The sequence below is a fragment of the Streptomonospora litoralis genome (genome assembly GCF_004323735.1).
Classification (GTDB): domain Bacteria; phylum Actinomycetota; class Actinomycetes; order Streptosporangiales; family Streptosporangiaceae; genus Streptomonospora; species Streptomonospora litoralis.
In genome coordinates this window covers 3560580-3573645 of the sequence record NZ_CP036455.1, presented here as the reverse complement: position 1 = coordinate 3573645, position 13066 = coordinate 3560580, and the positions used below count along the sequence as shown (strand labels likewise).

The window sequence follows — 13066 nt, the reverse complement described above, 5'->3', positions numbered from 1 at the left end:
GCTGGACGACTTCCGGCGGGTGCTGGAGGAGGTGGAGTTCTCCCCGCCCCGGTTGGGCGTGGTCTCCAACGTGTCGGGCGGCGTGGCCGAGTCCGACGAGCTGTGCTCGCCGGAGTACTGGGTGCGCCATGTGCGCCAGACGGTGCGTTTCGCCGACGGGGTGGGGGCGATGGCCGAGGCCGGGGTCTCGCGCTTCGTCGAGGTCGGACCGGACGGCAGCCTCGTCTCGCAGGTCCAGGCGTGCCTGGACTCCGATGACGCGGTGCTGGTCGCGGCGCTGCGGCGGGGCCGCGGCGAGGTCGAGGCCGTGCTGGGTGCGGTGGCCGACCTGTGGGTCGACGGGACGCCGGTCGACTGGCGGGAGGTGGTCGGGGCGCTCGACGCGCACAGCGCGGAGCGCGCGGCTCGGATCGAGCTGCCGACCTATGCGTTCCAGCGGCAAAGGTTCTGGCTGGAGGCCGGCGGCTCTGACGCGGAGGCGCGGAACCGGCACGGGCTGGTGGACCGGGCGGTCGAGCTGGCCGACGGCCGGGGTGTGGTGTGGACGGGCCGGGTGTCGGTGGCTTCGCATCCGTGGTTGGCCGATCATGCGGTGGGCGGCCGGGTGTGGGTGCCGGGTACGGCGCTGCTGGAGCTGGGGCTGCACGCGGCGCTGGGGACGGGCTGCGGCGGGGTCGAGGAGCTGACGCTGCAGCAGCCGCTGGTGCTGCCGCCTCGCGGTGAGGTGGAGTTGCAGGTGGTGGTCGAGCAGGGCGAGCGGCCGGGTATCGCGGTGTACTCGCGGTCGGCCGCCGACGAGCAGGCCGCCTGGCGGTGCCACGCCGAAGGAACCCTGGCGACGGACGCGGGAAGCCCGCCGACCTCGGCGGGCGTGCCGGAGACGGCCGAGGAGCTGTCCGCCGAGGGTCTCTACGACCGGCTGGCCGAGGGCGGCTTCGGCTACGGCCCGGCGTTCCAGGGTCTCCAGCGGGTCTGGACCGACGCGTCCACCGGTGACGGGGCGGTGTTCGCCGAGGCGGCGCTGCCCGACCCGGTGCGGGAGCAGGCCCAGGAGTTCGTGCTGCACCCGGCGCTGCTGGACGCGGCGCTGCACGCGCTGGCCTTCGCCGAACTGGAGGGGCTGGACGGCGGGCTGCTGCCGTTCTCCTGGAGCGGGGTGCGGGTCTACGCCGCGGGTGCCGCAACGGTGCGCGTGCGCATCGTCCCGCTCGGCGGCGGCGGTGTCGGCCTGCTGGCCACCGACGCAGCGGGCTCTGCGGTGGCCGAGGTGGAACGCCTCTGGCTGCGGCCCGCGGGCACCGCCGGCTCCGCGGCGGCCGCCTCCGCCCTCCCGCTGTACCGGCCCGACTGGCAGGCCGTCGATGTCGGATGGGCGGGGTCCGCGCGGCCCGCTGTGCTGGAGGCCGGCGCCGGCGCCGAGTCCCTGCGCGACCTCCCCGACCCCGTACCCGAACTGGTGGCGATCCCGCACAAGCCGTGGACCGGCGAACTCGCCGCCGCGCCGGAGGCGGCGCGGCAGGCGACCGGCTGGGCGCTCGCGCTGGTGCAGGCCTGGCTCGCCGACGAGCGGTTCGCCGACGCGCGCCTGGCGTTCGTCGCGACCGGCCCGCCCGCCGACGACGACATCGTCACGGCGGCGGTGTGGGGGCTGGTCCGATCCGCGCAGAACGAGTATCCGGACCGCTTCGTGCTCGCCGTCGCCGACGACGCCGGTTCCGCGGCGGAGTCGCTTCTGGCCGCGCGCGGGGAGGCGGAGCTACGAGTGGAGGACGACACCGTCCGGGCCCGGCGGCTTGTCCCCGCGCCGCCGGACGACAGCGCCGTGCTCCCCGACACCGACGGAACCGTGCTGATCACCGGCGCCACCGGCGGCCTCGGCGCCCTGATCGCCCGGCACCTCGCCGAGCACCACGGTGTGCGCAGCCTCGTCCTCACCGGCCGCCGCGGCGCCGAGGCGCCCGGCATGCCCGAACTGCGCGCGGAGTTGGCCGCCCTGGGCGCCCGGGTCACCGTCGCCGCCTGCGACACGACCGACCCCGGCGCCGTGGCCGAGGTGGTCGGCGGGATACCCGCGGACCTGCCGCTGAAGGCCGTGGTGCACGCCGCGGGAGTCCTCGACGACGGTGTCGTCTCGGGCCTCACCCCGGAGCGGATCGCCACCGTCCTGCGCCCGAAGATCGACGGCGCCGTCACCGTCTGGGAGCAGGTCCGCCACTTGGATCCCGCGGCGTTCGTCCTCTTCTCGTCGGTGTCGGGCACCCTCGGCGGCGCCGGGCAGGGCGCCTACGCCGCCGCCAACGCCGCCCTGGACGCCCTCGCCACCCGGCTGCGCGGTGAAGGCGCGCCCGTCACGTCGATGGCGTGGGGTCTGTGGGCCCAGAGCAGCGGCATGACGGAGAAGCTCGGCGAAGCCGACCTGCGGCGCGTCGCCCGCTCCGGCGTGGAGCCGATGGAGTCGGCGGAGGCGCTCGCCCTCTTCGACGCGGCGCTGCGCACGGCCGAACCGGTCGTCGCCCCGGTGCGGCTCGACACGGCCGCGCTGCGCAGGGCCGCACAGGACGGACTCCTCCCCCCGGTGCTGAGCGCGCTCGCACCGGGCACCGGCGAGCGAAGGGGCGCCGTCCCCGCACTGGTGGCCGACGTCCCCGCGCCCGCCGCGCCTGTCGCGGGCCCCGCCGAGTCCCTCGCGGACCGGCTGGCCGCGCTGCCCGAAACCGAGAGCCGCAACACGGTGCGGGAGCTGGTCCGCGGCACCGCGGCGGCGGTACTCGGTTACGCCGGCGCTGAGGCGATCGATTCCGAGCAGGGCCTGCTCGACGCCGGATTCGACTCGCTGACCGCCGTGGAGCTGCGCAACCGGCTGAACAAGGCCACCGGGCTGCGGCTTCCGGTGACGCTCCTCTTCGACTACCCGACCGCTGCCGCCATCGGGGAGTACCTCTGCGGCGAGCTGCTGCCTGATCCCGAGGCCCGCGCCCGCGCTGAGCTGGACGAGCTGGAGCAGCGCATCCGCGGATTCGCCGAAAACGGTGCGGGACGCGACCGGTTGGCCCGGCTGCGGGCCGTACTCGACAGCGTGCAGGAGAACGGAGGCGGCGCGGAGGAGGGCGCCACGGCCACCCGGATCGAGTCCGCCAGCGACGACGAGATGTTCGCCTTTATCGACCAGGAGCTCGGAATATCTGATGAGTGAAGAGAAGCTTCGCAGCTACCTGAAGAAGGTCACGGCCGACCTCCACCGCACGCGCGAACAGCTCAAGCAGGTGGAGGACGACGCCCGGGAGCCGATCGCGGTCGTGGGCATGGCCTGCCGCTATCCCGGCGGCGTCACCACTCCCGGCGAGCTGTGGGACCTGGTGGCCTCCGAGCGCGACGCGATCACCCCCTTCCCGGAGGACCGCGGCTGGGACCTGGAGGCGATCCACGACCCCGAGGGCGCTGCCCCCGGGACGTCGTACGCACTCGAAGGCGGGTTCGTCGACGGCGCCTACGACTTCGACGCCGCCTTCTTCGGCATCTCGCCGCGCGAGGCGCTGGGCATGGACCCGCAGCAGCGGCTGCTGCTGGAGACGGCGTGGGAGGCGCTGGAGAACACCGGCGTCGACCCGCGGGACCTGCGGGGCAGCGCGACCGGCGTGTTCGCGGGGGTGATGTATCAGGACTACTCGCGTCGGCTGAACCGGGTGCCCGACGACCTCGAAGGCTATCTCGGCGCCGGAAACGCGGGCAGCATCGCGTCGGGCCGGGTGTCCTACACCTTCGGCTTCGAGGGTCCGGCGCTGACGGTGGACACCGCGTGTTCGTCGTCGCTGGTCGCGCTGCACCTGGCCGCGCAGGCGCTGCGCCGCGAGGAGTGCGAGCTGGCGCTGGTCGGCGGGTCGATGGTCATGTCCACCCCCGTCGCGTTCACCGACTTCAGCCGGCAGAAAGGCCTGGCCTTGGACGGCCGGTGCAAGGCGTTCTCCGCCGACGCGGACGGTACCGGCTGGGGCGAGGGCGTCGGCATGCTCGCGGTCGAACGGCTGTCGCGGGCGCGGCGCCTGGGGCACCGGGTGCTGGGGCTGGTGCGCGGCTCCGCGGTGAACCAGGACGGCGCGTCGAGCGGCTTGACGGCGCCCAACGGGCCCGCCCAGCAGCGGGTGGTGCGCGCGGCGCTGGAGGACGCCGGGATCACTCCCGACGAGGTCGACGCGGTGGAGGCGCACGGGACCGGGACGAGCCTGGGCGACCCGATCGAGGCCCAGGCGCTCATGGGTGTCTACGGGCGGGAGCGCGGGCGCCCGCTGTGGCTGGGCTCGCTGAAGTCGAACATCGGCCACACCCAGGGCGCGGCCGGCGTGGGCGGCGTGATCAAGATGATCCAGGCCCTGCGGCACGAAACCCTGCCGCGGACTCTGCACGCCGACGAGCCGACCCCCGCCGTCGACTGGTCGGGCGGCGAGGTGCGGCTGCTGACCCGGACGCGCGCCTGGGAGCGCGACGGCCGCCCCCGGCGGTCGGCGGTTTCGGGGTTCGGGTTCTCCGGGACGAACGCGCATGTGGTGCTGGAGGAGGCGCCGGTGGAGGAGGCGCCTGTTTTCGAGGGCGGGCCGGCGGGGTCGGCGGAGCCCGGTGGAGAGGTGCCGGTGGTGCCGTGGGTGGTGTCGGGGCGGGGTGTGTCGGGTCTGCGGGGGCAGGCGGAGCGGTTGGCGCGGTTCGGGCGGGAGGCGCCTGGTGTGGATGTGGGGGCTGCGGCTGCGGGGCTGGCGGGGCGCAGTGGTTTCGAGGAGCGGGCGGTGGTGCTCGGGTCGGACGCGGAGGAGGTGAGTGCGGGGCTGGATGCGGTGGCCGCGGGTGCGGCGCCGGTGCGCGGTGTGGTGGGCCGGGCCCGTGCGGGCAGGGTCGGGGTGGTGTTCTCGGGGCAGGGTGCGCAGCGGTTGGGGATGGGCCGCGAGCTGCATGGGCGGTTTTCGGTGTTCGCCGAGGTGTTCGACGCGGCGGTGGCGGAGTTGGAGGGCCACCTCGGTAGCGGGGTGCGGGATGTCGTGTGGGGCGAGGACGCGCGGGTGTTGGAGCGGACGGTGTTCGCGCAGGCGGGGTTGTTCGCGGTGGAGGTGGCTCTGTTCCGGTTGTTGGAGTCGTGGGGGGTCGAGCCCGGGTGTGTGATGGGGCATTCGGTGGGGGAGTTGGCGGCGGCGCATGTGGCGGGTGTGTGGTCGTTGGCCGATGCGGCGCGGGTGGTGGCGGCGCGGGGTCGGTTGATGGAGGAGTTGCCCGAGGGCGGCGCGATGCTCTCGGTGCAGGCCGCGGAGGAGGAGGTGCGGCCTCTGCTGGAGGACCGGGCGGACGAGGTCGCCCTCGCCGCGGTCAACGCACCGGAGTCGGTGGTGGTCTCCGGTGCGGAGCAGGCGGTGGAGGCGGTCGCGGAGCGGCTGCGGGAACAGGGCCGCAAGACCAGACGGCTGAGTGTGGGCCGGGCGTTCCACTCGGCGCTGATGGAGCCGATGCTGGACGACTTCCGGCGGGTGCTGGAGGAGGTGGAGTTCTCCCCGCCCCGGTTGGGCGTGGTCTCCAACGTGTCGGGCGGCGTGGCCGTGTCCGACGAGCTGTGCTCGCCGGAGTACTGGGTGCGCCATGTGCGCCAGACGGTGCGTTTCGCCGACGGGGTGGGGGCGATGGCCGAAGCCGGGGCTTCGCGCTTCGTCGAGGTCGGACCGGACGGAGGACTGGTCTCGCAGGTGGGCGCCTGCCTGGGGGCGGCGGACTCCGATGACGCGGTGCTGGTCGCGGCGCTGCGGCGGGGCCGCGGCGAGGTCGAGGCCGTGCTGGGTGCGGTGGCCGACCTGTGGGTCGACGGGACGCCGGTCGACTGGCGGGAGGTGGTCGGGGCGCTGGACGCGCACAGCGCGGAGCGCGCGGCTCGGATTGAGCTGCCGACCTATGCGTTCCAGCGGCAAAGGTTCTGGCTGGAACCCGGCAACGCCGGGGCCGTGGCCGAGTCGGGCCACGGACTGGTGCCGGGCATGGTGGAGCTGGCCGACGGCCGGGGTGTGGTGTGGACGGGCCGGGTGTCGGTGGCCTCGCACCCGTGGTTGGCCGATCATGCGGTGGGCGGCCGGGTGTGGGTGCCGGGTACGGCGCTGCTGGAGCTGGGGCTGCACGCGGCGCTGCGGGCGGGCTGCGGCGGGGTCGAGGAGTTGACCCTGCAGCAGCCGCTGGTGCTGCCGCCCCGCGGCGAGGTCGAGTTGCAGGTGGTGGTCGAGCAGGGCGAGCGGCCGGGCATCGCGGTGTACTCGCGCTCGGCCGCCGACGAGCAGGCCGCCTGGCGGTGCCACGCCGAAGGAGCCCTGGCCGCCGAGGCAGGCCCCCCGGCCCCCGAGGCGGCCGCCGTCACCGCGATCCCGGAGACGGCGGAGGAGGCCGTGGTCGATGGTCTCTACGACCGGCTGGCCGAGGGCGGCTTCGGCTACGGCCCGGCGTTCCAGGGACTGCAGCGGGTCTGGACCCGGAAGCCCGGCGATTCGGAGGCCGCCGCCGACGGCGGCCGGGTGGTCTTCGCCGACGTGGCGCTGCCCGAACCGGTGCGGGAGCAGGCCCAAGAGTTCGTGCTGCACCCGGCGCTGCTGGACGCGGCGCTGCACGCGCTGGCCTTCGCCGAGCTGGAGGGGCTGGACGGCGGTCTGGTGCCGTTCTCCTGGAGCGGGGCGCGGATCCACGCCACCGGCGCGAGCGGTATCCGGGTGCGCATCGCCCCGGTCGGCGGCGGCGGTGTCGGCCTGCTGGCCACCGACGGCGCGGGCTCTGTAGTGGCCGAGGTGGAACGCCTCTGGCTGCGGCCCGCGGGCACCGCCGGCTCCGCGGCGGCCGCCTCCGCCCTCCCGCTGTACCGGCCCGACTGGCAGGCCGCCGAGGCCGGGACCGCGGCCCCGAGGCGGGCGGCCGTGATCGGCCCCGACCCGATCGGCCTGGGCGACGCCCTCGCCCGGGCGGGCACCCAGGTCGAGTCCTACGCCGACGTCGACGCGCTGGCCGGGACGGTCGAAACGGGCAGCGTCGCCCCGGACGTCGCCGTCGCGGTCGCCGGCGCCCTTACCGGCGACACGGCCGGCGCCGTCCGCGAAGCAACCGGCCGTGCCCTCGGCCTGGTCCAGGAGTGGGTCGCGGCCGAGGCCCTGGCCGACACCCGCCTGCTCTTCGTGACCGCCGGTGCCGTGGAGACCGGCGCGGACGACCTCGCCGACCTCCCCGGAGCGGCCCTGCACGGCCTGGTCCGCTCCGCGCAGAGCGAGCACCCGGGCCGGTTCGGCCTGCTGGACGTCGACGACACCGACGCCACCCGGGCCGTTCTTCCCGCCGCCGCGGCGGCGGAGGGTCCCGTGCTCGCCCTCCGGAACGGCCGCGCCTCGGCGCCCCGGCTCTCCCGCTTCGACGTGGCAGTCGCCGCCGACGGCGACTGTGCGGACGGCGACTCCGCGGCCGAGCGGGTCACCCTGGACCCCGAGGGCACGGTCCTGGTCACGGGGGCCACCGGTGCCCTGGGCCGCGCCGTCAGCCGCCACCTGGTCGCCGAGCACGGCGTCCGCCGCCTCCTGCTCACGGGCCGCCGCGGCGCCGAGGCGCCCGGCGCCGCCGAGTTCTGCGCCGAGCTGGCCGAAGCCGGGGCCGAACCCCGCCTGGTCGCCTGCGACGCCTCCTCGCGCGCGGACCTCGCCCGAGCCCTCGCCGAGGTCGACCCGGACCACCCGCTCACCGCGGTCGTCCACCTGGCCGGCGTCCTCGACGACGGGACCGTCACAGCGCTGACCCCCGAACGACTCGACGGCGTGCTGCGCCCCAAGGTCGACGGCGCCCTGCACCTCCGCGAGTTGACGCGGGAAGCGGACCTCGACGCCTTCGTGTGCTTCTCCTCCGCCGCCGGGGTCTTCGGCGGTGCGGGCCAGGCCAACTACGCCGCGGCCAACGCGTTCCTCGACGCCTTCGCCGTCCGGCTGCGGCGCGCAGGAGTCCCCGCCTTCTCGCTGGCCTGGGGGCCCTGGGCCGGCGACGGCATGGCCGGCGGCACGGGACACGACCAGCGGGTGTCGCGGTCCGGTCTGGTGGCCCTGGAGCCGGAGGGCGGGCTCGCCCTCTTCGACGCCGCCCTGCGGTCGCAGACCGCCGCCACGCTACCGATGCGCGTCGACCTGGACACCGTGCGGTCCAACTACCACGACGCGTCGGTGCCGACCCTGCTGCGCGGCCTCGTGCGGGCCCCCGTGCGCGCCGCCGCGGCCGCCGGCGCCGCCCCGGCCGAGGACAGCCCGCGCAGGCGCCTGACCGGCCTGTCGCCGGACGAGCGGCGCGACGCCGTGGTCGACCTGGTCCGCACCCACACCGCGGCGGTGCTCGGGTACCCGGGCAGCGGCGACGTGGGCACGGAGCACTCGCTGGTCGACGCCGGGTTCGACTCCCTGTCGGCGGTGGACCTGCGCAACCGCCTGCAGCAGGCGCTGGAGCTGCGGCTGCCCGCGACCCTCGTCTTCGACCACGCCACCCCGGCCGAGCTCGCCGCCGACCTGCTGGCCCGAGTGGAGGACGAGCCGGAGGCGGAGCGCCCCCGCTCCGGCCCGGTCGAGCCCGCCGCGGGCGCGGGTTCCTCCGCGACGCTGATGTCGCTGTACGCCCAGGCGACCCAGTCTGGCAAGTGGGCCGAGGCCTTCGACCTCCTGCACGCGGCGGCCGCGCTGCGCCCGTCGTTCTCCGGTGCCGAGGACGGCCCGGCGACCCCCGCCATCCAGCTGGCCCAGGGCGCGGCCGCACCTCCGGTGTACTGCTTCTCCTCGTGTCTGGCCCTCGCGGGCATCCAGGGCTACGCCCGGTTCGCCACGGGCCTGCGCGGCCTCCGCGACGTCTCGGCGCTGCCCTGCCCGGGGTTCAACGACGGCGAGCCCCTGCCGGGCAGCATCGGCGCCGCCATCGAGGTCCTCGGCGAGTCCGTGCGCGCCGACACCGGCGACACGCCGCCCGTGCTGCTCGGCTCGTCGGCGGGGGGCTGGTTCGCCAACTCCGTGGCCGCCTACCTGGAGCGCACCGGCTGCCCGCCCGCGGGGGTGGTGCTGGTCGACACCTACACGCCGCAGAACGACATCCTGGCCCGGTTCGGTCTGGCGCTGATGGACGGGATGCACGACCGCGAGGGGGTGTTCGTCTCCCTCACCGACGACCGGCTCACCGCGATGGGCTGGTACCTGCGGCTGTTCGGGGCCTGGGTGCCCGAACCCACCCGGTGCCGCACGCTGCTGGTGCGGGCGCGTGAACCGCTCACGCAGGACGCCCGCGAGACCCACGGAGAGGACTGGCGCTCCTCGTGGGAGTTCCCGCACGACGCGATCGACGTCAGAGGGACCCACTTCTCCATCCTGGAGGAGTACTCCGGCGAGACCGCGGCGGCCATCGACGACTGGATCGGTAAGGAGCCGACATGAACGCGGACCTGTGGCTGCGTAGTTTCCACACCGCCGAGGAGGGCGCGGCGAGGCTCGTCTTCTTCCCCCACGCCGGGGGAGCGGCGAGCTACTTCTTCCCGCTGTCGAAGCTGCTCGCTCCGCAGACGGAGGTGCTCGCCGTCCAGTACCCCGGGCGCCAGGACCGGCACCGCGAGCGGCCCCTCGACGACGTGTCCCGCCTCGCCGACGAACTGCGCGAGGTGCTGCGGCCCGCGGACGACACCCCCGTCGTCTACTTCGGGCACAGCCTGGGGGCGACGGTCGCGTTCGAGGTCGCCCGGCGCCTGGAGGAGGAGGGCGCCGGCCCCCGGATGCTGATGGCCTCGGCGCGGTGCGCGCCCAGTGCACACCGCAGCGACGGCATCCACCTGCTGGACGACGCGGGCATCGTCGCCGAGCTGCGCCGCCTCAGCGGCACGGACCCCTCACTGCTGGAGGACGAGGAGCTGCTGGCCGCGCTGATGCCGGCCATCCGCGGCGACTACACGGCCGCCGAGACCTACGCCTACGAGCCGGGCGCGCCGCTGTCGTGCCCGGTCGTCGGCTTCGTCGGCGACGACGACGTGCGGGTCGGCGCCGAGGACCTGGCGGGCTGGCGGGAGCACACGTCGGCGGGATTCGAGCTGTGCCGGCTGCCCGGCGGGCACTTCTATCCCACAGAGGACCCGACACGCGCCGCGAAGGAGATCGGGGCGCGTGTCGGGTCCGCGGTGTCCCCGCGGGGTCGGTCATGAGGCGTCGGCGTGTCCGGCGAGTCCGTCGGGCAGCGCGAGGCGCGTCTTGACGTTTAGTTTGCGGTAGACGTTGGTGAGGTGCTGCTCGACGGTGCTGATGGTGATGTAGAACCGGCGTGAGATCTCCCGGTTCGTCAGTCCCTCCGCGGCGAGTTCGGCGACCCGGCGTTCGGACTTGGTCAGCGACGACGCACCGGTGGGCGCCTCGCCGGTGTCGGGTGCGGGGGCGGGTCTCTGTTCGCTGCGGAGCTTCGTGGTCAGGACCTCGGCCCGCTCCTCCAGCAGGCGCGCCTGCCGCTCGTCTCCGAGTGCGTGGAAGGTGTGGCCGAGTTCGAGCACGGCCCGGCTCGTGCAGAACCGGTCGCCGGACGCGCGGAGCAGCTCGACGGCTTCGTTCAGCAGCGGCGGGCGGTTGCCCACGGGTTCGATCCGCGCCCGCATGGCCAGCGTGATGCCGCGAACCCGCCGGTCCTCCTCGTCGGCGAGAGCGAGCTGCTCGTCGAGCAGCTCCCGCGCCTCTCGGGTCCGGCCCAGGTAGGCCAGGGCCTCGGCCGCCGACGACCGCCAGGGTTGGAAGCCCGGCGACTCCATGCGCCACCCCTTCATCAGGGCGCCGCAGAACTCGAAGTCGGCGCGGGCCACCTGGACGTCGCCGGTGGCGAGGTAGTGGTTGCCGCGGGCGAGCAGGTAGCCGAGGCAGTACCGGCTGCGGTACATGCTGTCGGGGACCTCGTGCTGCAGATGGGCCGCGGCCTCGTCCAGGTTGCCCAGAAGGGTGGTGGCCATCACCAGCGTGCCCAGCGGCGCGCCGATGGCCACCCCCCAGCTGCGCGGGGGGAGCACGGCCAGCGCGTCGCCGGCCAGGCGCTCCGCCGCGGCGGGATCGCCCTCGCGGAGCGCGATCTCGGCCCGGTGCGCCGCCAGCACGGCCCGCCAGGTCGGCACGCCGCGCTTGGTCGCCTCCTCCAGCAGTGCGTCGCAGGCCGACCGCGCCGCCTCGAATCGCTCGCAGGAGAGGAGGATCAGCAAGGCCGCCTCCAGGGCCTCCAGGGTGGAGTCCGTCAGCCGGGACGTCCGCAGGATCTGCTCCGCGGTGCTGATCGCATCGGCGCGGGAGCCGCCTTCGAGCAGCTGAGCGAGGGAATCGCCCGCGCGTGCCCGCACGCTGAGTGGCGTCGCACCCGGATGCCGCCGGCCGAACGGTTTGTCGAGCCCGTTGAGGAACGGCTTCAGCCCCGGCAGGGTGTTGGCGAGGAGCTGGCAGGCCGAGTCGATCTCGGCGGTCTGGCCGGCTTCCTTCTCGGCCGAGGACCGCTCTATCACCTCGGCGACCTTCTCGGCCTGGCCGTGCCAGGCGAGATGGTGCATGAGAGTCACGGAGTCGCGGGAGGTCAGATCGCCCCTGACGTCGGCTGCGAGCAGGGTGTCGAAGTGCTGGGCCGCCGTCAGCGGGTCGACCCGCCATTTGGCCCGGGTGAGACCCGTGACCACCTTGGACCGCTCCACTTCATCGGGGCAGACGCCCAGGGCCAGTTCCAGATGGGCGATGGCGCTGCTCGTCTCGTCTTGGGCCAGGTCCGTCTCGGCCGCGTCCAGCAGCAGGCCCACCGTCCAGGTCCCCGACGTGGCGTCGCCGAGCATGTTGGGGATGGCCTCGTTCCGATGGTTCTGGCCGACCTTGAGGTGCATGGCGTGTACAGCGCGGACCCGGAGGTCGCGGTACCGCTCGGGAGGCAGGTCGTTGAGGATCGCCGTTCTGGCGGCGTCGAGGCGGAAGGTACGGTCCGGGCCGAGGATCCCGACCTCTTCCAGGACGGTCAGCGACTGCTTGGCGCTTCTCGGTCCGTCGTCGAACATGTACTCAAGCAGGAGCGGGGTTGCCGACCTCAGCCGTCGCGACGTCGCCAGCACGGCGGCCGCCTGGGCCGCCTCGACCGTCGTGTCGCTGCATCGCCGCAGGCAGGCCAGGACGGACTGCTGGTATTCGCGGCCCACGGCCGGCGAGTCCGCGGCGGGTGGGGTGGTCTTGGCATCCTCGATGAGGGAGCGCAGGAGAAGCGGATTCCCTCCGGAAGCGTCCGTGTAATCGGCGGCCAGCCGTTCGGCGGCGCTTTCGCCGATATGGGACGACAGCAGGCGGCGCACTCCGTCCCGCGTCAGCGGATTCAGACGCAGCCGCGCATAAAGACGGGAACGCAGCGTTTCCACATGGAATGAAGGGTCCACCGGCGCGCAATGCAGCGATTGGCTCAGCACGAGCATCAGGCCGCCGCCGCGCCATCCCTCGATGACTTGCTGTAGAACTCCCAAAGATGCGGAGTCGGCGTTGTGGATGTCGTCGACGGTGACTAGCAGTGGCGTGTCACGGACAGTATCCGCCAGCGCCGACGACAATTCCTTACCGAGAGTGAGAGGGATCTGTCCGAGCGGCGGGTTCTGCCCCTCGCCATAGAGCGCCTCGTCCACCAAGTCGTCCAGTTTTCGCGCCACTGATGACGGAACGCGATCGCCCACGGGTGGTCGATGCAGGAGTTGGCGCACCACGCCGAACGGCACAGAGTCGTGTAGCGGCGAGTTCGTCGCTCGCAGGTGGGAAACGCCGGCCTCGGCCGCCAGGCCGGCGGCATAGTGGATCAGTTCGGTTTTGCCGCTACCGATCCCGCCGCCGATCACGGTGAATGTGGGCTCCCCAGCAAATGCGCTGGAAAGTGCGTGCTGCAAGACTTTAGTCTCTTGACCGCGTTCCACAAGGTTCATTCCTGAGTCTCCAGGGGGGAATCTTTCAGTCTGTCACGATCAGTTTCCGCTTGCCGATTTTTCAGTATCTTCCTTATTGGGCTCTTCACGGTGCCTCCGACCACCTCCAAA

At 73.9% G+C, this 13066-nt stretch carries 4 protein-coding genes (1 of these 4 running past the window's edge); 3 read left to right on the top strand and 1 reads right to left on the bottom strand.

Features of this window, described 5'->3' with window-relative positions:
* The 3 genes in view from EKD16_RS15105 to EKD16_RS15095 are tightly spaced (each overlapping or abutting the next) and all read left to right on the top strand, a layout consistent with a single transcriptional unit that may run on beyond the window.
* A protein-coding gene (locus EKD16_RS15105) for a type I polyketide synthase (RefSeq protein WP_131098971.1) crosses the window boundary here: on the top strand, positions 1-3193 show its final stretch. It extends 6713 nt beyond the left edge of the window; the window shows 3193 of its 9906 coding nt (coding positions 6714-9906); the start codon falls outside the window, past its left edge; its stop codon occupies positions 3191-3193.
* Positions 3186-9443 carry a type I polyketide synthase gene (locus EKD16_RS15100; RefSeq protein ID WP_131098970.1) on the top strand — a complete coding sequence of 2086 codons (6258 nt, stop codon included), beginning with the start codon at positions 3186-3188 and terminating at the stop codon, positions 9441-9443. The genes EKD16_RS15105 and EKD16_RS15100 overlap by 8 nt, the downstream gene beginning before the upstream one ends.
* Positions 9440-10198, top strand: coding sequence for a thioesterase II family protein (locus EKD16_RS15095; RefSeq protein ID WP_131098969.1), 759 nt, complete (start codon positions 9440-9442; stop codon positions 10196-10198). The genes EKD16_RS15100 and EKD16_RS15095 overlap by 4 nt, the downstream gene beginning before the upstream one ends.
* Here the strand turns inward: EKD16_RS15095 and EKD16_RS15090 are convergent.
* Positions 10193-12955 (bottom strand): helix-turn-helix transcriptional regulator, encoded by a 2763-nt coding sequence (locus EKD16_RS15090; RefSeq protein ID WP_131098968.1) that lies wholly within the window; start codon positions 12953-12955, stop codon positions 10193-10195. The genes EKD16_RS15095 and EKD16_RS15090 overlap by 6 nt on opposite strands.
* Positions 12956-13066: the final 111 nt, after the last annotated feature.

Coding starts and splice junctions, on each gene's coding strand:
- EKD16_RS15095 (WP_131098969.1), top strand. CDS start 9,440: ATGAACGCGGACCTGTGGCTGCGTAGTTTCCACACCGCCGAGGAGGGC.
- EKD16_RS15100 (WP_131098970.1), top strand. CDS start 3,186: ATGAGTGAAGAGAAGCTTCGCAGCTACCTGAAGAAGGTCACGGCCGAC.
- EKD16_RS15090 (WP_131098968.1), bottom strand. CDS start 12,955: ATGAACCTTGTGGAACGCGGTCAAGAGACTAAAGTCTTGCAGCACGCA.